The sequence below is a fragment of the Peptoniphilus lacrimalis DSM 7455 genome (genome assembly GCF_000378725.1).
In the GTDB taxonomy this organism is placed as follows: Bacteria; Bacillota; Clostridia; order Tissierellales; family Peptoniphilaceae; genus Peptoniphilus_A; species Peptoniphilus_A lacrimalis.
In genome coordinates this window covers 139,428-161,870 of the sequence record NZ_KB900369.1, presented here as the reverse complement: position 1 = coordinate 161,870, position 22,443 = coordinate 139,428, and the positions used below count along the sequence as shown (strand labels likewise).

The following is a 22,443-nucleotide window of genomic DNA, read 5'->3' as shown; positions in this document are numbered from 1 at the left end:
AATCACCTCATTATCATTGGAACAAGTGCTAAAATCATGGAACCAGCAACGACAGATCCTAATTGACCAGCAACATTTGCACTCATTGCTTGCATAAGAATAAAGTTTGTGGGATCTTCTTTTGTAGCGAGTTGTTGAACAACTCTACCAGACATTGGAAAAGCAGAAATACCAGCTGCACCTATCATAGGATTAATCTTATGTTTTAAAAATAAATTAAGAATTTTTGCAAAAATAACTCCTCCTGCAGTATCGAATATAAATGCAACAAGACCCATTGCCATTATCATTAAAGTGTTTATATTTAAAAAGGCTTCAGCTTTCATAGTTCCACCAATAGTTATGCCTAATAAAATAGTTACTAAATTTGCTAGTCCATCTTGGGCAAAAAGTGAAAGTCTTTCTAAAACACCACAGACTCTAATTAAATTACCAAACATTAAAGCACCTATCAAAGCTACAGACATTGGAGCTAAAACTCCTGCAATTATCGTTATAAAAATTGGAAATAAAATTTCTACAATTTTTGGAACTTCAACACTTGTGTACTTCATTCTAATTTTTCTTTCATTTTTTGTAGTCAATAGTTTGATAACAGGTGGTTGAATAATTGGTACCAAAGACATATAAGAATATGCAGCAACAGAAATGGGAGCTAAATAATTTTGAGCAAAAGTTTTTGCTACATAAATTGAAGTAGGTCCATCTGCGGCTCCAATAATACCAATTGATGCTGCTTCTGGTAAAGTGAATCTACCTGTAGATAAGGCAAAAAGCATAGTTGCAAAAATACCAAATTGAGCGGCAGCTCCAAAAAATAACATAAATGGACTTGAGATTAAAGGTTTAAAATCTATCATAGCTCCAACGGCGATAAAAATTAAGACAGGAAAAAGTTCAGTTGCAATTCCCATATTATATAATATTGTCAAAAAACCTTCATCACCAATTGCTGATGAAAAGGGTATATTGCAAATTATTGCACCAAAACCGATGGGTAATAATAAGGAAGGCTCATATTCTTTACCTATAGCTAAATAAATTAATAACCCTCCAATAATAAACATAATTATCTGATTTACTTGTAAATTAATTATACCTTGTAATAATATTTCCATAATACCTCCTAACGATTAATTATATCTATAATTGAATTTTTTCTCAAGATAATATTATTTTTTTGAAATTATGATATTATCAAAGTAATTTTAAAGCTTTAAATAGTACCTATTTATAGATAATCTTTTAAAATTCTATTTAAACATATTTTATAATGTTAATTTCTTTAAATAAGTATTTATCTTTTAAATTTACATCTTAATTTTTTTATTTACTAGAAATGATGATTATAAAGAATTATTCAATTAAATATATATTTAGTAATTTTAGGAAAAATTTGCTATAATTTAATAAAAATGTTATCCTATTCGTTTTATTGTAAAGGAGTGATTTAATGAAAAAGAATAGAGATTTGACAAAGTTTAGAACTCCGCATACATATGCAATTATCTTTTGTGTAGTTATTTTTTCATGGATTCTGACTTTTTTAGTTCCAGCAGGAAAGTTTTCTACTCACGATATTGAGTACACAGATGCAAATGGTGATACAAAAACCAAAACTGTATTAATTGAAGGTACTTTTAGATATTCATATCCCTTAAATGATGAATTTATAAAGAGTAAATTGCCAGAACTTTTAAATGATAATGTAAAAGTACAAGAGTTGGGAATTGATTCCCAAAAAGCTGGCGAACTTATTGGCAAAGATGAAATTGATATTGATGCACTTTCTGAAGCAGGTATAACTGATGATGTTTTATATTCTATTTATGGAGATAAAATATACGATACAAGTTCTAAGCTTCATAAAACTGCAAAATTATGGGGAACTGAAGATTTTGGCGGTTTTGGTGTTTTAAATTATGTGTTTGAAGGTTTAGTTTCAGGAGATAAATATGGTACCGCAGTTGGTGTTGCTGCACTTATACTTGTTGTGGGTGGAGCATTCGGTATTATAATGAAAACTGGTGCAGTAGATGCGGGAATCTATGCTTTTATATCTAAGGCTAAAGGCTTTGAAAGAATGGCTATACCAATGTTTTTTATACTTTTTTCATTAGGTGGAGCAACTTTTGGTATGGCAGAAGAAGTTATACCATTTTCTATGATTATGGTTCCTTTCGTTATAGCTTTAGGTTATGACTCAATAGTTGCTGTAACTGTTACTTATGTAGCTAGTCAAGTAGGTAATGCTGTTTCATGGATGAGTCCCTTTTCTGTTGCCATAGCCCAAGGTATAGCTGGAGTTCCTGTATTATCTGGGGCGAGATTTCGTTTGGTTATGTGGTTTGTAACAACAATATTAGCGGCTGCTTATACAATGAGATATGCAGAGAAGATTAGAAAAAATCCTAGTCTTTCTCCTATGCATGAAAAAGATGCACATTTTAGAATTTCCAATGAAAATTTGAGTGAAGAAGAAAAGGAATTTAAATTAGGACATAAGTTAATATTATTAGAACTTCTGTTAGGGCTTATATGGATAATTTGGGGTGTTACTTCAAAAGGCTATTATATACCTGAAATAGCTTCACAGTTTTTTGTTATGGGACTTGTAGCTGGATTTATTGCTATTATTTTTAAGTTAAATGATATGACTATAAATTCAATGGCTCAGGCTTTTCAAAATGGAGTAGCTGATTTAGCAGGAACTGCTATGGTTGTAGGTATGGCTAAGGGAATCTTATTAATTTTGGGTGGTTCTGATGCAAATATTCCTTCAACTTTGAATACTATATTATATAATGTCGGAAATCTATTAAATGGAGTTCCAAAAACTATAGCAGCTATTGGAATGTATATTTTCCAAAGTCTATTTAACCTTGTTGTTACATCTAATTCAGGACAAGCAGCTTTGACAATGCCAATCATGGCACCTTTAGCTGATATAGTCGGTATTTCTAGACAAGTTGCAGTATTATGCTATCAATTGGGAGCAGGATTTGTTGATGCATTTACACCAGTAAGCGCAAGTTTAATAGGAGTTTTAGGAGTTGCTGGCATTGATTGGGGTAAATGGTTTAAGTTTCAAGTTAAGATGCAAGGATTTTTCATGATTATAGGAATCACGTTCATATGTATAGCAATGGCTATAGGATTTCAATAAGGTGATAAAATGTTTAAAATAATAAGAAATGCTACCGTATATAATCCTGATAAATTGGGAAAAAAAGATGTTTTAATTGTTAATGATAAGATAATAGCCATTGATGATAAAATTGAAATTTCTTCTAATGGTATATTTGATGTTGAAGAAATTAATTGTAAAGGTAAAATTCTTGTTCCAGGATTTATTGATGGTCACGTTCATATACTTGGCGGAGGAGGAGAGGGAGGTTTTTCTAACAGAACTCCTGAAGCTACACTAAGTATATTAACAAAAGCTGGGGTTACAACAGTAGTTGGCGTATTAGGAACAGATGGTGTTGGAAGAGATATGAATGCTCTTTTATCCAAAGCAAGAGCATTAGAAGAGGAAGGAATAACTACATTTGTTTTTGATGGTAACTATAGACTTCCCATAAAAACTTTAACTGAAAATTTAATTAATGACATTATGGCTATTGATAAAATAATTGGGATAGGTGAAATTGCTTTATCAGACCATAGGTCATCTCAACCAAGTTTTGATGAGTTTGTAAAGACTGTTGCAGACACAAGAGTCGGAGGCATTCTTTCTGGTAAAGCAGGCATAATTAATGCTCATTTAGGTGATGGTAAAAGATGCTTGGATCTAATAAATGAAGTTGTGGAAAAGACTGAAATACCAATAAGTCAATTTTGGCCAACTCATATAAATAGAAATGCATATTTATTTGAGGAAGGTATTAAATTTGCAAAAAAAGGTGGAATAATTGATTTTACAGGTAATTCAGACCCTGATTTATGGGAAAAGTTATATGGTGAAGTGAAAGTTTCAAAAGCAATAAAAAGAGTTCTTGAAGAAGGAATAAGTGAAGATAATTTCACCTTAACTTCAGATGGGCAAGGTTCTTTTCCTATGTTTGATGATAAGGGTAATTATAAGGGAATTGGAATTGGAACATCTTCATGCTTACTTGAATCAATAAAAGCGTGCGTTTTTGAAGAAAATATTCCTTTAGAAAAAGCTATTAGAGCTATAACTGTAAATCCTGCAAATATTTTAAAATTAAAAAATAAAGGCAAGATTGAAAAAAATTATGATGCTGATTTATGTTTGTTAGATGAGAAAACTTTGGATATTGATATGGTTATTGCCAAGGGTAAAATTATGGTTAAAGATGGAAATCCTAAAGTTTTTGGAGTTTTCGAAAAAGATAGTAAAAATTAATAAGTTATATATATCCATAAACTCTTTTGGGGTTTATGGATTTTTTTATTTATAAATATTAATAGATAATATTTGTAAATAAAAAAATATCTTGTTATATTAAAGCTTATAGAGTACAATTAGCTTGTAATTATCTTTAAGGAGGTGAAATAATTGGATTTAAATAAAGTTTTAACCAAAGCATATGATTACGCTATTACATATACTGACGCAGGTCTTCCAGCAAATTATATACCAGAGCTTGCAAAAGAAGATATAACGAAGGCAGGTTGCTCTCTAATTTCTCCTGATGGCAAGTTATATGAAATAGGCTCTAGTAGATATAAATTTTCTATACAAAGTATAATAAAAATTATTATCTACCTATGTGTTTTGGAAAACCATGAGTTTGATTACATCAAACAATATATAGGTGTAAAACCATCTTCAAAGCCTTTCAATAGTATTATAGAATTGGAATTATCTAATAAAAATATACCAGTAAACCCTTTTATTAATGCGGGTGCTATAGTTGCTTGTTCACTATTGCAAAAAAAATATGGCAATAATACATTTGATTTAATTTTAAACCGCACAAGAGATATTATTGGAAATGATAAGCTTGATTATAGCAGAAGTATATATAATTCCGAAAATTCTAGTGCTTTCGCAAATAGAGCTTTAACTTATATGTTATTAAATTCAGACATAATAGATAAGAATATCAATGTCGATGATTTACTAAACACATATTTCAAATCATGTTCCATTTTAGTAGATGCTCATGATTTATCTAATTTATCTTTTATATTATCAAGAGATGGTAAGGACATGTCAGGTAATCAAATTTTAAAAAAAGAACATGCCTTAATTATAAGGACACTCATGGCTACTTGTGGAACTTATGATTATTCCGGAGACTTTGCTATTAGAATAGGTTTACCTGCTAAAAGTGGGGTTGGTGGTGGAATTGTTACCGCCTCAAAAGCTGGATATGGAATAGGAGTTTATTGTCCAGGACTTGATTCCCACGGAAATTCTTATGTGGGCACAAGGATGCTGGAATCTATTTCAAAGGATTTAAATTTAAATATTTATTAAAATCAAAGGAGGTTATATATGGTAAATTTATTAAATTCTATAATTGAACCAATTAACGGATGGATATATTATCCAATTTTAATTATTTTATTATTAGCGATTGGTCTATATTTTACAATTAGAACAGGATTTTTACAAGGAAGACTTTTTAAAGAATCAATACGTGTTGTTTTAGAAAAACCAGATAAGGAAGGTTCAGTTTCATCTTTTCAAGCTTTAATGGTTTCTACTGCTTCAAGAGTTGGTACAGGAAATATTGTTGGTGTATCCACAGCTATCTGTCTGGGAGGATACGGAGCAGTATTTTGGATGTGGATCGTTGCTATAATTGGTGGAGCATCAGCATTTATTGAATCTACACTAGCACAAATTTATAAAAGACGTGATAAAGATGGCAATAGCTACGGTGGACCATTCTATTATATTGAAACAGCTTTAAAAAATAGAACTTTAGGTATTATTTTCTCTATATCTTTAATATTAACTTATGCTGTTGGATTTAACATGCTTGCAGCTTTTAATTTACAAACTGCATTTAAAGCTTATGATTTCTATAAGCCAAATGTTACACCTTGGATTATTGGTATTGTATTAGCTCTTGTAACAGCATATTGTATCTTAGGGGGAGGAAAAAGAATTATTCAATTTGCTTCAACTTTGGTACCAATTATGGGAGTTATATATATATTAGTTGCCATAGTCATGATTATACTTAATATCACTTATATACCAACAGTATTTTCAAAAATTTTCTCTGACGCTTTCAACTTTAAGGCAATTTTTGGTTCCATTGCAGGTTCTTCTATGATGTATGGTATTAAGAGAGGTTTGTATTCTAACGAAGCAGGTATTGGTTCTGCACCTAATGCTGCAGCTTCAGCAGATGTATCCCACCCTGTAAAACAAGGTTTGGTACAAATGTTATCTGTATTCATAGATACATTATTAATATGTACAGCCACAGCTTTTATGTGTCTATCTTCAGGAGTAGCACCTACAGAAGAATTAAGTGGTGCACCATATGTTCAAGAAGCATTGTCAACTTTCTTAGGTAGATACGGATATCACTTTATTGTATTTTCTTTAGTGTTATTTGCATTTACAACTCTTATCGGAAATCTATTCTATGTAGATACAAATCTTGCATACATTAATGGAAAAGTGCCAAGTAAAAAATTCATGGTTTGTTACAGAATATTAGCTGCGGTAATTATTTTATTCGGAACAGTTCAAGAAGCTGATCTTGCATGGAATATTTCTGATTTATTAATGGGTATTATGGCTATAATAAACTTACCAACAATATTAATATTAGGTAAGAAGGCTATTGATTGTTTAAAAGACTACGAAAAACAAAAAAATTCTGGCAAAAATCCCGTATTCCACTATAAAGATATTGGAATTACAGAAGAATTAGATTTTTGGAAATAATTTTTATTTATTAAATCTGTCGCTATTAGCGGCAGATTTTTTTTTATAAAATATTTATAATAAATTGTAATCTATGTTAAAATATAGCTTGAGGTAGGGGTAGAATATGAAAGATTTAGGAAAAGATTTAGATTTTATTTTGGAAGTGGACAAAATGAAATCTATTTTTAGGAGAAGCATAAACCTATCGAATGACAGAAGAGAAAATGATGCTGAGCATAGTTTTTATGTCGCAATTTCTTCCATGATTTTAGAAGATTATGCAGATAATGATATTGATAAGAATAAAGTGATAAGAATGCTTTTGGTACATGATTTAGTAGAAATTGATGCAGATGATACTTTTGCTTATGATACTTTAGGCTATAAAACAAAATACGAAAGAGAACAGAAGGCTGCTGATAGAATATTTTCTATATTAAGTGGAAAAAAGGCTGTTTTCTATAGAAATCTCTACGATGAGTTTGAAGAAGCAAAAACTGAAGAAAGTAAATTTGCTAATCTTATTGATAGAATTTTACCTATTTTTTTAAATTATTACAATAATGGTGGAACATGGAAAGAGGCTGGTATTAGTAAAGATATGGTTATAAATAGGATAAAACCTTTTAGAAACTCATCTAAAGCCTTATATGATTATGTTTTAAATTTATTAGATGAATATTTTGGTTAAGAGGATGTAGTATGAATGATTTTGATATTATTATAATTGGTAATGGTGCAAGTGGTGTCTTTGCATCTTATGAATTTACAAAATTGAAAAGTAAGTTAAAGATTTTAGTTATAGATAAGGGAAATGATATTTTCAATAGAGTTTGTCCTATTAAGACTGGAAGGGTTAAAACTTGTATAGGTTGTGTACCCTGTAACATTATGAATGGTTACGGGGGTGCAGGTACATTATCCGATGGTAAGTATAATATAACTACAAATTTTGGCGGTGAAATGCATAAATATTTAGGCAGAGAAAAATCTATTGAATTAATGGAATATGTTGATAGTGTCTTGTGTTCTTTCGATGAAGGAGAATCAAAATTGTATTCAACATCTAATTCTAATTTAAAAACTCTTGCTTTAAAAAATGACCTACATTTATTGGATGCAAAAGTTCGTCACTTTGGTACAGATAGAAATGTAAAAATATTAGAAAAAATATTTTCTTATACCAAAAATAATGTTACCATGCCATTTAAGACATTGGCAACAGATATATCTTATAAAGATGGTAAATATTTTGTATCAACTGATAAGGGTCAGGTTTATTCATCTAAAAAGCTAATTTTAGCTTCAGGTAGGTCTGGTTCTAAATGGATTTCTAAAATTTGTAAGAATTTCAATATTGGTTTGTTTTCTAATCAAGTGGATATTGGAGTTAGAGTAGAACTACCTGCTGAAGTTTTTAAACATATTACTGATGCAGTGTATGAATCTAAAATAGTCTATCAAACTAAGGGTTACAATGATTTAGTTAGAACTTTTTGTATGAATCCTTATGGACAAGTTGTTGCAGAAAATACAAATGGAATTATTACCGTAAATGGTCACGCTTATGCTGATAAAAAATTGCAATCTGAAAACACGAATTTTGCATTACTAGTTTCCAATAAGTTTACGGAACCTTTTAAAGATTCTAATGGTTATGGTGAGTCTATAGCTAGACTATCTAATATGCTTGGTGGAGGAGTTTTGTTACAGAGATTTGGCGATCTGGTAAAAGGACGTCGCAGTGACAAAAGAAGAATGGATAAGTGTTTTACAGTCCCAACCTTACAGGCAACAGCCGGTGATTTATCTCTTGTTATTCCAAAAAGGCAGCTTGATTCAATAATTGAAATGATTTATGCTTTAGATAAAATTGCTCCTGGTACGGCAAATGATGACACCCTTTTATACGGAGTAGAGGTTAAATTTTACAACTCAAAAGTACAAACTGATAATAATTTTGAAACAGCACAAAAAGGTCTATTTGTTGTGGGAGATGGTGGAGGAGCCACTCATTCATTATCTCAGGCTTCAGCTTGTGGTGTATATGTTGCAAGATATTTAAATGAAAATTTTTAAAATTGTAGGCAGAGAACTTAAAGTTCTCTCTTTTTTTAAGCCTTTATGGTATAATTAAATATTATGAAATGAGGGATATTTTGAATTCAAATATAGATTTAATAAAGACTTCACAAGATAGTGTAAATGAATATATAAGGAAAATGGAGGAAATTAGTGAAAATTCTCTAAAGGCTAAAGTAATTACTCATGGATGTCAAATGAACGAACATGATTCAGAAAAAATAAAATGGCTCCTTGAAAAAATGGGATACAAACTAATAGAAGACGAGAATGAAGCCGATCTAGTTATTTTAAATACCTGCTCAGTTAGACATAGTGCTGAAGATAAAGTTTATGGTCAGTTAGGAAGCCTTAAGCATTTAAAGACAACTAATAAAAATTTAAAAGTTGCAGTTTGTGGATGTATGATGCAAAGACAAGCTTCAAGAGATTATGTTATAGAAAAGTTTGAAAATGTCGATATAATTTTTGGAACAAATAACATCTGGAAGTTACCTGAACTTCTGTATAAGTCTTATAATGGTCAAAAACTTTCAATGGATATACAAAATAAGTATTTAGACTTAGATAATAATTTGGGTGCAAATAGATTATATTCTTACAAATCCTATGTAAATATAATGTATGGATGCAATAATTTCTGTACTTTTTGTATAGTTCCTTATACAAGGGGAAGAGAAAAGAGCAGGGAAGCTGATGAAATTGTTGATGAAATTAAATCACTAATAGATAAAGGTTCAAAAGAAATTACTCTTTTAGGGCAAAATGTAAATTCTTATGGTAGGGGATTGGAGAATAAGACTACTTTTGCACAATTATTATATAGAATTAATGATATTAAGGGTGTCGAAAGAATAAGATTTATGACCTCTCATCCAAAAGATATTTCTGATGAATTGATATATGCGTTTAGGGATTTAGACCACTTGTGTAATTTTTTGCATCTTCCTGTGCAAGCTGGTTCTTCAAGAATATTAAAGCTAATGAACAGAAAGTATACTAAAGAGGATTATTTAAGAAAAATAGATAAAATTAGACAAGTAAATCCTGATATTGCACTTTCTACTGATATTATGGTGGGTTTTCCAGGAGAAACTGAAGAAGATTTTGAGGAAACTCTTGATCTTGTAAAAAGGGTGGAATATGATACTTCCTTTACTTTTCTTTATTCAATGAGAAGTGGTACCCCAGCAGCTAAAAGTCTAAATCAAGTTCCTGACAAAATAAAACACGAAAGATTTCAAAAACTTCTTGATATTTTATATCCCATTCAATACGAAAAAAATAAGAAATTTATTAATAAAACTGTTAAAGTTTTGGGAGAAGATATTTCTAAAAAAGATTCAAGAAAAATTTCAGGAAGAAATGATGAGTTTAAATTAGTTAATTTTAATGGGTCTGCTGAAGATATTGGTAAGATTGTGAATGTAAAAATCACTTCTGTTAATTCTTTTGCTATGGAAGGTGTGAAAGTTGAATAACAATAAATCTACGCCAATGATGCTACAGTATTTAGAAACTAAGAAAAAACATCCTGATTCTATATTATTTTTTAGGTTAGGAGATTTTTTTGAAATGTTTTTTGATGATGCAATATTGGCTTCTAAAGAGCTAGAAATTGCTCTGACAAAAAGAGATGCTGGTTTTGCTCAAAAAGCACCAATGTGTGGTATTCCTTATCATGTTGCTCATACTTATATTTCTAAACTGATAAATAAGGGATATAAGGTTACAATATGCGACCAAGTAGAAGATCCTAAACTTGCAAAAGGTTTAGTTAAAAGGCAAGTTACAAAAATTATTACTCCAGGGACTTTTACTGATAGTGACTTTTTAAAAAGTGACGAAAATAATTATTTGATGGCAGTATATCTAAAAAAATATGATATGTATATAGCCTATACAGATTTTTCCACGGGTGAACTTTATTATACTTATAGAACTTTTCTTGATGAAGAATCATTATTTAGTAGCGTTCGTGATGAAATTTATAGGATAATGCCTTCTGAAATACTTGTTAATGAAGATATAACTAAAACATTAAATAAATTTTTAGCTAATAATTTTTTTATAACTAATTATAAAAATTATGATATTGTTAATATTGATATTGGGAAACTGGTATGTGAAAACCTAACTGATCTTGGTCAAAAAAATTTTAATGAAAAAAAATTATCAGACAATACTGCTATTAAAATACTTTTGGATTACCTATTCAAAACTCAAAAAATTCATCTTAACCACATAAATAATTTTAACTATTATGATTATTATAAAAATTTAGTTTTAGATGAAAATTCAAAAAGAACCTTAGAATTATTAAGGGGTCTTAATACTAATAACAAAAAAGGTTCACTTCTTGAAATTTTAGATAAGTGTAAAACGTCAATGGGCTCAAGACTTCTCAAGAAATGGCTTTCTAGTCCATTGACAAATATTGACAGAATAGAAGATAGGTTAAATCATATAGAAGATTTCAATAGTGATTTATTAGTTACTGAAGATATAAAAGACAGACTTAAAAATATATATGACATTGAAAGATTAAGCCTTAAAATTTCTAACAAGACATTAAATCCTAAGGAAATTAATTCCATAAAGGAAACTATTAATCTATCCTTTGAAATAAAGAAACTTTTAGGTAAAAATAATAATAACTTAAAAAATCTATCTGTTAAAATCGAGAATTTAGATTTTATCTCTGAAAAAATTGACCAGATAATTATTGATGATCCTCCATCAATAATTGAAGATGAAAGGGTAATAAAAAAAGGATATTCTTTGGAACTAGATGAACTTTTTTCAGCTAAAGAAGAAGGAAGAGATTGGATATTAAATTTTGAAAAGAAAGAAAAAGAGAAGACTGGAATTAAAAATCTTAGAATTAAATATAATAAAATATTAGGATATTTTATTGAGGTTACTAAGTCTAATATAAGTCAAATTCCTAGTGATTATATTAGAAAGCAAACTTTAGTAGGAAGTGAAAGATATTTTTCAGTAGAACTAAAAGAAATGGAATCAAAACTCCTAGTTTCTAAAGAAGAGGCTTTGAGATTGCAAAGTAAGATTTTAAGTGAATTAAAAAACTTTTTGCTGGAAAATATTATAAAATTTCAAAATTTATCAAAAATTATATCTGCTATTGATGTTTTGGTTTCATTATCAGAAGTTTCAAGAAGAAATAACTACAAAAGACCTCTATTAAATAAAGAAGGACTAATTGATATTAAAAAAGGTAGACATCCAATAGTTGAAGAAAATTATAAGGATGAGCTTTTTGTGCCAAATGATACGTATTTAGACCTCGATAAAAATTTAATTCATATAATCACAGGTCCTAATATGGCGGGTAAATCTACTTATATGCGTCAGGTTGCTCTTATTACAATAATGGCTCATATTGGTTCATTTGTACCATGTGAATATGCAAATATTAGTGTTTTAGATAAAATTTTTACAAGGATAGGCGCCTCTGATAACCTTGCTATGGGTCAGTCTACTTTTATGGTTGAGATGAAAGAAGTAGCTAATATTATTGATAACGCAAGTAAAAACTCTTTATTAATATTAGACGAAGTTGGCAGAGGAACATCAACATACGATGGACTTTCAATAGCCTATTCTATTCTTGAATATATAGCAACTAACCTAAAAGCAAAAACTTTATTCGCCACACATTACCATGAACTCTGCTCTCTAGAAGAAAAGTACCCATCTATTTCAAACTTATCTATAGCAGTAAAAAAGGAAGAGGAAGATATCATTTTTTTAAGAAAGATTATTAATGGACCTTCAAATCATTCTTATGGGATTGATGTTGCAAAACTTGCAGGAATTGATGATTTTATTATAAAAAGAGCCTGGGACATACTTAATTCTTTAGAAAATAATAAGAGCAAAAATAAATTAAATAAAAATTTCAAAATTGATAACTTTGAACAAAAGTCTATTTTTGATATAAAAAAAGACAAATTTATCGAAAAAGTTAAAAATATTGATATAAATAATCTTTCGCCCATGGATGCTTTTAAAATATTAAATGAAATAATAGAAAAATCAAAGGAGATTTAAATGTCAATTGTTTTGTTAGACGATAATACTATTTCTAAAATTTCTGCTGGAGAAATAATAGAAAATCCTGCATCTGTTGTTAAAGAACTCTTAGAAAACTCTATTGATGCTGGAGCAAAAAATATCACAGTTGAAGTAAAAAATTCACCAACTGATTTTATTAGAATTACTGATGATGGTTGTGGATTTAAAGCTGATGAAATTGAACTTGCATTTATGAGACATTCAACTTCAAAACTTTCAAAAATTGAAGACCTTGAAGAATTAACTACTTTAGGCTTTAGAGGGGAAGCTTTAGCAAGTATATCAAGTATTGCAAAAATTAGGTTGTTAACAAAAAATTCCGAAGATTTGGCGGGAACTTCAACAAAAATTGAAAATGGTAAAATTATTGAACAGAGTAATGTTGGTATGCCGCATGGTTCAACATTTTACGTTGAAGATATTTTTTATAATACTCCTGTTAGGAAAAAATTTTTAAGGGCTGACAATGTTGAATTCAACTTAATTTTTGATGTTATACAAAAGATTGCTTTAGGAAACCCTCAAGTATCAATATCTTATATAAGAGATGGAAAGACTTTATTAAATTCATATAAAAATTCAAATTATAAAAATCATATACTCAATGTTTTAGGCAGAGAAATAGCAACTAATTTAATAGAAAATAGTTTCTCTAGTGAAAATTATAAAATAAGAGCATATTTTTCTAATAATAAATTATTTAGGTCTTCTAGAAATCACCAATATATTTATATTAATGGTAGGTATGTGACTAATAGAGAAATATCAAGAGAAATAGAAAAAGTATATAAATCTTTAATTCCTTTGAACAGATTTCCTGTTTTTATTTTGTTTATTGATATTAATTCAAGCTTAATTGATGTTAATATCCATCCTAAAAAACATGAAGTTAAACTATCTAATGAAAATAATTTGATAGCAATTTTATGTGAAATGGTTGAGGAAGTTTTATATCCTAACAGGTCTATAAGAGAAATAGAAGACGAACCAAAAGTAAATTTGAATGTTTTCGATATATTTGACGATAAATCAAATGATAATTTAATAAATTTTAAAGAGCCTACTTATGAACCAAGTGATAATTATATAAAAGAATTTGATATAGATAGTCAAAGTTTTCATGAAAATTATCAACCTTTTGATGTGTATGAAGAAAATTTAGATAATAACAACGATATAGATAATATCGAGGATAAAACGGAAGATTCTAATTATGATAATATTCCTAGCTTAGAACAGTTTCAAGAGGATTCTTTTCTAAACGACAAAGAAGTCATAGATAGTAATTTAATTAATACGAGAATTGTTGGTATTTTGTTTGATACTTTTATTATTTTAGAAAACAAAAATAAGGATCTCATTTATCTAGTTGATCAGCATGCTGCACATGAAAGAGTAATGTATGAAAAATATAAGAAACAGTATTTGAATAGTAATATTAATTCGCAAGTTTTGTTAAAACCAGAAATTATTGAATTAAACGCAAGCGAGTATATGAAAATTGAAAAAAATTTTCATCTTTTCAAAGACTTAGGCTTTTCTATTGACTCTTTTGGTGAGAATTCTATAATCTTAAGGGAAGTTCCAATGATTTTTGGATTTCCAACATATGTTAGTTTCATAAGAGATATAATAGATTCATTAGATGATAAAATATATTCCAATTATCAGGCTGATATGTGGAAGGTTATGAAAAGAGCTTGTCTAAAGGCAGTAAAAGCAGGAGATACACTATCAAATATGGAAGTTAAAGAGCTTATAAATTCTTTAATTCATTGTGAAAATCCATATACCTGTCCTCATGGCAGACCAACAATTATAGATATAAAGAAAACTACTATTGCAAAATTATTTTTAAGGGAATGAAATGGAAAAATTAATTATTTTAACTGGTCCCACAGGAGTTGGCAAAACTAAAATTTCTTTGGAAATCGCTCGTAAATTCAATTGCCAGATTATATCGGCTGACTCTATGCAAATTTACAAGGGGCTTGATATTGGTACTGACAAAATTGTATCAGAAGATAATAATATTAAACATTATATGATTGATATCATTGAGGCAGATGAGAATTTTTCAGTTGCAGATTTTCAGCTAAGAGCAAAAAAAATTATTAGTCAATTAAATAAAAAAAATATTATCCCTCTTGTAGTTGGGGGAACAGGGCTTTATATTAATTCTCTTGTTTATAATTTGGATTTTTCAACTACTTCTAATGACCCCAAGCTTAGAGAAAAATTAAATAAAGAAGCTGAAATTCATGGAACACAATATTTATATGATAAGTTATTGAAACTTGATAAAGAAACAGCACTACTTATTGATTCCAATAATAGAAATAGAATAATTAGAGCTATTGAAATTATTTTTAATGGTGGGAAAAAAGACAATAATTTCAGAAGTGAAAACAATGAATATGATTTGATTTTCTTAGGTCTTAACATGGATAGGCAAAAACTATATAAGAAAATAGACAATAGGGTAGATGTAATGTTAGAAAAAGGCCTAGTAAATGAAGTTGAAAAATTACTTGATAGTGGATTAAGTGAAGAAAGTCAATCTCTAAAAGCAATTGGTTATAAGGAAGTTATTTCTTATCTAAAAGGAGAAATTTCTTACAATCAGATGGCAGAGGATATTAAAAAGAACTCTCGCCACTATGCTAAAAGGCAGCTAACATGGTTTAGAAGAGATAAGAGAATAAGATGGTTTAATAGGGAAAATGAAGATATTTTGAATCAAATTTTTAAATTTGTAGGAGATAGAATTGAATAATTATTATGATATTTTAAAAAAAGAATATGATATAGATAAAATGGTTATTGATTTTGTAAATTCATGTCAAGACCAGTTGAAAGATAATTTTAGTGAATTTTCTGATATAGCCATGTATAATCAAGTTAAAATTTTAAAATCAATGCAGGAAGCCAAACTTCAAGCTACTGATTTTAACTGGACTACTGGTTATGGTTATGGAGATATAGGTAGAGATAAGGTAGAAGAAATTTATAACAAAATTTTCAAATGTCAAGATGCACTTGTAAGACCAAATATTGTAAATGGTACTCATGCCATAACATTAGCAATTTCATCAATTGTTTCAAAGGGTGATCACTTGCTATCATTAACTGGAAAGCCATATGATACCTTGCTTAAAGTAATAGGAATTAATGGAAATAATAAAAGGTCTTTAATAAATATGGGTGTTGAATATTCTCATGTTCCTTTGATTGATGGAAAAATTGATTTAGATTCGTTTAAAGATTATGTTAAAGATAATACTAAACTTGTTATGATTCAACGTTCCACAGGTTACAGTGATAGAAGAGCCTTCACTATAGAAGAAATTGAACAAGCAGTAAAAAAAATTAGGCAAATAAAAAAAGATGTTTATATATTTGTAGATAATTGTTACGGAGAATTTACATGTTTAGAAGAGCCTTCATATTTAGATATAGATATAATGGCAGGCTCATTAATAAAAAATCCTGGAGGAGGACTTGCTTACTCAGGAGGATATGTGGTTGGTAAAAAAGAATTAATTGAATCAGCAGCATCTTTATTAACTGCACCAGGAATTGGCAAAGATTGTGGATTAACTTTTGGAATGACAAGGCAAATTCTACAAGGTCTATTTATTGCTCCAAAAATAGTAGAGGATGCCCTAAAAATTGCTTTGTTATTCTCGAAATGTTTTGAAGAATTGGGATTTGATGTAATACCATCAACAAAAGATAAGAGAAGTGACATAATAAGTGCCATAAAATTAGATAATCCAAAAATATTAGAAGAATTTTGTAAGTTTATACAATTTTCATCTCCTGTTGATAGTATATATACACCTAAACCATGGGATATGCCAGGATATAATGATAAGGTAATAATGGCAGCAGGAGGCTTTATTGAAGGGTCTTCAATAGAACTATCAGCTGATGGACCTATGCGTCCACCATATTATGTATATTTTCAAGGAGGACTCACATATTATCATGGAAAAATAGCCCTGATAAATGTATTAAATAATTTAAGTAGGGAAGGGCTAGTAAAAATTAAATAAATAAAAGTATAAAATTAATTTTTAAAAAAATTTATTGCATATGAATATAAACCCCCATCTGATGAAATTTTATCATTAGGTGGGGATTCTTAAAATAATTATTAATATTTTCTGTAAAGTCCAACTATAGTTCCTAAAATTTTAAGGTCTTTGACATATATTGGCTTCATAAAATCATTTTCTGGTTGTAGCCTAAACCCATCTTTTTCTTTATAAAATGTTTTTATAGTTGCTTCATCATTAATAAGAGCTAGAACTTTGTCGCCACTTTCAGCGTAATTGGTTCTTTGTATTATTACATAATCACCATCAAGTATTCCAACATTAATCATACTTTCTCCGCTAACTTTTAATATAAATAAATCTCTATCTCTTACAAAATCAGAAGATAAAGGCATAGTATCTTCTAAATTTTCAACAGCTAAGATTGGAATACCTGCTGTAACTTTACCTAAAATAGGAACATCTATAGTCTTTTTTTTACTAGTTAAAATTCCATCATTTTGGTCAATAATTTCAATAGCCCTTGTCTTTGAAGGATCTTTTCTTATATAACTTTTATTTTCTAATTTTTCAAGGGCATAGTATACTGTGGAAGTACTTTTGATTCCAACTCCTTGACATATTTCTCTTACAGTCGGTGGATATCCCTTTCTTTCAATTTCTTTTTTTATAAAAAATAAGATTGCAAGTTCTCTTTGGTTTAAATCTTCGTACATGGTAACCCCCTATAATTCATTATTATGATAATATCATACTTATATGTTTATTTCAAACAATAGTTTATTTAAATAAAAACTATTGACATTAGATAAAGTTTATTGTAACATATGTTTAGAACATATATTTTGACTAAATGTTTATGCAATATGTTTGTACAGAATGTTTGAAACTAAAGTTTAAAACGTTAATTCTATTATAATATAAGAGGTGGGAATATGCAAAGAAATTATGTTTATAAGAGAAATAAAAAAAGATTTAAATTAAATTTAAGAAGAATTTTTCTTTTATTAATCTTTATATGTACTTTTTTTTCAGGGGTTATGTTAAAAAAGGTTGAGAATATTGATAATAAAGATGATAATATAACTTTTGCTATTCATACAGTAGTGTCAGGCGAAACTCTATGGACTATAGCAAATAATTATGATTACGATAATAAATCGAGTTTTATTAAAGAGATAAAAAGAATAAATAAGCTGGATAATTCGAAAATTTATCCTGGTTATAAATTAGCAATACCACTATATGAATGATTTTAGAAGGTACTATTTATTAGTATCTTCTTTTATATTTTATCATGATAAATTTTATTAAATTGACTTATAGCGTTAAAAGTTATAAAATATAAGCAGTAAATAAATTTTACTGATAATTAATTTGATTTTTTTAAATTGAAACATGAAAACTAAATATAGGAGGTGTTAAAATTGCTATTATATATTTTATTAATGATAATTTTTGCTATAATTGGCATAGGCGTTGGCTATGCTATTAGAAAATATATTTCAGAAGGTAAAATAAATAATGCTGAGGAACTTTCTAAAAAGATAATTTTTGAAGCAGAACATGAAGCACAAACTAAGAAAAAAGAACTTTTAGTTGAAGCTAAAGATGAAATCCAAAAAATTAGAGCTTCTGAAGAAAAGAAAATAAATAGTCAGAAGGCTGAACTTAAGCAATTAGAATCTAGAGTGCTTAATAGAGAAGAACAGATTGAAAGAAAATCTAATCAAGTTGATAAAAAAGATGAGAAATTGTCACAAAAACTTGAAAGTCTTAAGGAAAAGGAAGAAACTGCTGAAAAACTTATCGCTCAGAGAGAAGAAGAACTTCAAAAAGTTGCAGGCTTAACTGCTGAAGAAGGTAAAAAAATTCTTCTTAGCCAATTAGAAAGCCAAATAACTCAGGAATCAGCTTTAATTATTAAAGAAAATGAACAAAGAATTAAGGATGAATCAAATAAGTATGCAAGAGATGTAATTGCAACAGCTATTCAAAGAGTAGCTGCAGACCAGGTTACTGAAACAACAGTTTCCGTTGTTAATCTACCTAATGATGAAATGAAAGGTAGAATAATTGGTAGGGAAGGTAGAAATATCAGAGCAATTGAATCTTTAACAGGTGTTGACTTAATAATTGATGATACACCGGAAGCAGTAGTTTTATCTTGCTTCGATCCAGTTAGACGTGAGGTTGCTAGAGTTGCCTTGGAAAAACTTGTTAATGATGGTAGAATTCATCCGTCACGTATTGAGGAAGCTGTAAATAAAGCTCAAGAAGAAGTAGAAACAATAATTAAAGAATCTGGAGAACAAGCAGCTTATGATGCTGGTGTTCATGGATTGCATCCTGAAATTATTAAGTACCTTGGCAGACTAAAATATAGAACAAGCTATGGACAAAATAACCTTAAGCATTCTGTGGAAGTTTCACAAATTGCTGGAATTTTAGCAGCAGAAATAGGTGCAGATGTTAAGCTAGCTAGAAGAGGCGGATTGTTGCATGATATAGGTAAGAGTATTGACCATAATATTAACGCAACTCACGTTGAACTTGGTGTCGAAATTGCTCGTAAATATAATGAGCCTGAAAAAGTTATTAATGCTATAGAATCTCATCATGGAGATGTTGAACCTATATGCGTTGAATCTATTCTTGTTCAGTCAGCTGATGCTATTTCAGCTGCAAGACCCGGAGCAAGACGTGAAACTGTTGAAGCTTATATTCAAAGACTTGAAAAGCTTGAAGAAATTGCTAATTCATTCCAAGGAATAGAAAAATCTTATGCAGTTCAAGCTGGTAGAGAAATTAGAATTATCGTAAAACCTCAAGAAATTTCTGAGGCTGAAATAACAATAACTGCTAGAAATATTGTTAAGAAAATTGAGGCAGAACTTGATTTTCCGGGACAAATTAAGGTTAATGTCATTAGAGAAACAAGAGCAGTTGAATATGCAAAATAATATAAACCTGACTATAAAAGTCAGGTTTTTTTAGGAGAATTATGATTAAATCAAATATTTTAGATGATTTTTTAGATTATCTATCTTCTTCTAAGGGACATTCTGAAAATACTATTAAAGAATATTATTATGATTTAAGAATTTTTCTTAGATATATGATATTAAGAAAAACTAATTTTTATGATAATGTCAAATCTTTAGATGAAGTTGAAATTGATAAGGTTGATGAGGATTTATTAAAAGCTATAAATAAACAAGATATTTATGCTTATATTTCATACCTTGATAAAGAAAGAAAACTTTCAAATAAGTCAAAGTATAGAAAAATTTCTGCAGTAAGGGCTTTTTTTGATTATTTAACAAATAAAATAGACCTATTAAAGATTAATCCTAGTGAGAGTGTGGATCTCCCTAAAATTGAAAAATCTTTACCTATATATTTGAATTTAGACCAAGCCATTAATTTATTAAAGACCATTGAAAATTCTAAAGAAAATGATTTTTATAGGACTAGAGATTACTGTATTTGCACTTTATTTTTAAATTGTGGTATGAGACTTTCTGAACTTAGTCAAATTAATATTTCATCTATAAAGGATGAGATGATAAGAGTATTAGGTAAGGGAAATAAAGAGAGACAAATTTATTTAAATAATGCTTGTATCTATTCTATAAAAAATTATTTAAAGCATAGGCCAAAGGTTTCAACAGATGCACTTTTTATAAGTATGAGAAAAAAAAGAATGTCTAACAGGTCTATCCAACATATGATTGAAAAACATATAAGAAATTCAGGGCTAGATCCAAACAAATATACTGTTCATAAATTAAGACATACTGCAGCCACTTTAATGTATCAGTACGGAAATGCTGATATAAAGTCCTTACAAGAAATTTTAGGTCATGAATCTATAACAACTACACAGATTTACACTCACGTTAATGATGCTATGTTAAAAAATACAGTGGAACAAAATCCTCTGTCTAATATAATTGAAGACGAAAATAAAGGAGAAATATAATGAATTTAAAAAAGAAATTACTTGTATTTACGCTATCAATTGTAACTATTACAAGTTCAAGTGTTTTTGCGGCTGGTAAACTTCCTAAGGAAGCTAGCAATACAAAAATAGATATTTATATTAATAATCAAATAAAAGCTATTCCTGATACTTATGGCAAAGCTTATTTAGATAAAACTAATAATAGGGTAATGGTACCTATCAGATATATAACAGAGGAGTTAGGAGCCTATATTCAATTTTATACTGAAGCGCAAACCAATAAGCAAGGAATACTTATAGGCGGTGTCGGAACAAAATTAATAAAAATAAATATTGGTGAAAAGCAAGCTACTTTTCATGAAAATAGCGGTAAAGAAGTTATAGAAACAGATGCTGCACCAATATTATATGATGGAAGGACATATGTTCCTATTAGATTTATTTCTGAAGCTATGGGACTAAAAGTTAACTGGAAAGACAATAATGTATATATTGAAGGATCTTTTAAAAATAAGCCAAAAGATGCAGACAAAAATATTGAAAAAAATACAGATGAAAATAAAAGTTCAAATGCTAGTATAAATTCTCTTGATGAATTATTTAAAAACACTGATAAAAATGATAGGGAAGATAAATCTTTAGTCGGTGAAAAGTCAAATCTTTATATGTAATAAAAATTCTTATTTATAAAAAAATATTTTGCTATTTTATAGACTTAAGATATATTTAAAAAATAGACGTTTTAATTATATAAAACGGTGAGAACAGTTAACAATAGGTTATAATCTAAATTATATTAATTATATTTTAATTAATTCAAAGAATGTCATTGTCTATTGTTTGATAAACCATTATTTCTTATCTATAGGAATATATTTTGTATATTATAAATCAAATTTATTAATATATAAGAACAAAGTCTATCAATATTATTTATGGTAAAAGTATAAGATATTAAAAGCAAAGAAAATTATCCTTTATATTGAATAAAGGCGAGAGTAAAAAATAGTCACAAAATAATAATTTTGTGACTATTTTTGTATTATTTTATAATTTATTAATATCTTAAAGCCTTTGATTATACCTTATAGAAAGATATATTATAAATATTAATCATATTTATTGTTTATGCAGTAATTCTATGCTAGTAAATCTTTTTAAGGAAAATTTTAATTTTATAATCATACACAGTTAAATTAAATTTGAGATTTTTTCTTAGATCTAATATATAACTATAATTAATTCAAACCTTTTTATTCTTTATATTATATAAATTTGTTTAAATACGAAAAAATATATTCTATACTTATGTTCTGAAATTATTTATAGATTAAATAAATATTATTTGTTGAATTTATTAATTTTAATGA

17 protein-coding genes are annotated in these 22,443 nt (G+C 28.4%); 15 read left to right on the top strand and 2 right to left on the bottom strand.

From position 1 onward, the window contains the following. Positions 1-2 precede the first annotated feature (2 nt). On the bottom strand, positions 3-1,118 hold the full coding sequence (locus F594_RS0103630; protein WP_009346111.1) for a sodium ion-translocating decarboxylase subunit beta: 1,116 nt from the start codon (positions 1,116-1,118) through the stop codon (positions 3-5). Positions 1,119-1,453: 335 nt separating this feature from the next. Between F594_RS0103630 and yfcC the strand changes: the two genes are divergently transcribed. The 11 genes from yfcC to F594_RS0103575 all read left to right on the top strand — a co-directional run bounded on the left by yfcC (position 1,454) and on the right by F594_RS0103575 (position 17,103). Beyond that, positions 1,454-3,166 carry a putative basic amino acid antiporter YfcC gene (gene yfcC, locus F594_RS0103625; protein WP_019034591.1) on the top strand — a complete coding sequence of 571 codons (1,713 nt, stop codon included), beginning with the start codon at positions 1,454-1,456 and terminating at the stop codon, positions 3,164-3,166. A 9-nt stretch (positions 3,167-3,175) separates the two neighbouring features. After that, positions 3,176-4,372, top strand: coding sequence for a beta-aspartyl-peptidase (iadA, locus tag F594_RS0103620; protein WP_019034590.1), 1,197 nt, complete (start codon positions 3,176-3,178; stop codon positions 4,370-4,372). 153 nt (positions 4,373-4,525) lie between these two features. Continuing rightward, a complete protein-coding gene (gene glsA / locus F594_RS0103615; protein ID WP_019034589.1) occupies positions 4,526-5,452 on the top strand; it encodes a glutaminase A in 927 nt (308 codons plus the stop codon). A gap of 18 nt (positions 5,453-5,470) precedes the next feature. Further along, the gene (locus F594_RS0103610) at positions 5,471-6,883 is read left to right on the top strand and encodes an alanine/glycine:cation symporter family protein (RefSeq protein ID WP_019034588.1); all 1,413 of its coding nucleotides are present in this window, start codon (positions 5,471-5,473) and stop codon (positions 6,881-6,883) included. Positions 6,884-6,989: 106 nt separating this feature from the next. Next, complete coding sequence (locus F594_RS0103605; protein ID WP_019034587.1) at positions 6,990-7,556, top strand: HD domain-containing protein; 567 nt, start codon at positions 6,990-6,992, stop codon at positions 7,554-7,556. Positions 7,557-7,567: 11 nt separating this feature from the next. After that, positions 7,568-8,944 (top strand): NAD(P)/FAD-dependent oxidoreductase, encoded by a 1,377-nt coding sequence (locus tag F594_RS0103600; protein WP_019034586.1) that lies wholly within the window; start codon positions 7,568-7,570, stop codon positions 8,942-8,944. Positions 8,945-9,024: 80 nt separating this feature from the next. Continuing rightward, a complete protein-coding gene (miaB, locus tag F594_RS0103595; RefSeq protein ID WP_019034585.1) occupies positions 9,025-10,428 on the top strand; it encodes a tRNA (N6-isopentenyl adenosine(37)-C2)-methylthiotransferase MiaB in 1,404 nt (467 codons plus the stop codon). Next, entirely contained in the window at positions 10,421-13,021 is a 2,601-nt protein-coding gene (gene mutS, locus F594_RS0103590) for a DNA mismatch repair protein MutS (RefSeq protein ID WP_019034584.1), read from the top strand. The genes miaB and mutS overlap by 8 nt, the downstream gene beginning before the upstream one ends. Beyond that, the gene (mutL, locus tag F594_RS0103585) at positions 13,022-14,911 is read left to right on the top strand and encodes a DNA mismatch repair endonuclease MutL (RefSeq protein WP_019034583.1); all 1,890 of its coding nucleotides are present in this window, start codon (positions 13,022-13,024) and stop codon (positions 14,909-14,911) included. Between the two features lies 1 nt (position 14,912). Beyond that, positions 14,913-15,821 (top strand): tRNA (adenosine(37)-N6)-dimethylallyltransferase MiaA, encoded by a 909-nt coding sequence (miaA, locus tag F594_RS0103580; RefSeq protein WP_019034582.1) that lies wholly within the window; start codon positions 14,913-14,915, stop codon positions 15,819-15,821. Further along, positions 15,814-17,103 (top strand): methionine gamma-lyase family protein, encoded by a 1,290-nt coding sequence (locus tag F594_RS0103575; protein ID WP_019034581.1) that lies wholly within the window; start codon positions 15,814-15,816, stop codon positions 17,101-17,103. The genes miaA and F594_RS0103575 overlap by 8 nt, the downstream gene beginning before the upstream one ends. 101 nt (positions 17,104-17,204) lie before the next feature. Here the strand turns inward: F594_RS0103575 and lexA are convergent, their stop codons facing one another. Further along, positions 17,205-17,822 (bottom strand): transcriptional repressor LexA, encoded by a 618-nt coding sequence (gene lexA, locus F594_RS0103570; protein ID WP_004824001.1) that lies wholly within the window; start codon positions 17,820-17,822, stop codon positions 17,205-17,207. A 219-nt stretch (positions 17,823-18,041) separates the two neighbouring features. On the opposite strand from lexA, the gene F594_RS0103565 reads away from it, so the two are divergent. The 4 genes from F594_RS0103565 to F594_RS0103550 all read left to right on the top strand — a co-directional run bounded on the left by F594_RS0103565 (position 18,042) and on the right by F594_RS0103550 (position 21,744). Further along, positions 18,042-18,359, top strand: coding sequence for a LysM peptidoglycan-binding domain-containing protein (locus F594_RS0103565; protein WP_004824149.1), 318 nt, complete (start codon positions 18,042-18,044; stop codon positions 18,357-18,359). 195 nt (positions 18,360-18,554) lie between these two features. Then, on the top strand, positions 18,555-20,069 hold the full coding sequence (gene rny, locus F594_RS0103560; protein ID WP_172461461.1) for a ribonuclease Y: 1,515 nt from the start codon (positions 18,555-18,557) through the stop codon (positions 20,067-20,069). 41 nt (positions 20,070-20,110) lie between these two features. After that, positions 20,111-21,091 carry a tyrosine recombinase XerC gene (locus tag F594_RS0103555; RefSeq protein WP_019034580.1) on the top strand — a complete coding sequence of 327 codons (981 nt, stop codon included), beginning with the start codon at positions 20,111-20,113 and terminating at the stop codon, positions 21,089-21,091. Further along, on the top strand, positions 21,091-21,744 hold the full coding sequence (locus F594_RS0103550; protein WP_019034579.1) for a copper amine oxidase N-terminal domain-containing protein: 654 nt from the start codon (positions 21,091-21,093) through the stop codon (positions 21,742-21,744). Before F594_RS0103555 ends, F594_RS0103550 begins: the two co-directional genes overlap by 1 nt. Positions 21,745-22,443: the final 699 nt, after the last annotated feature.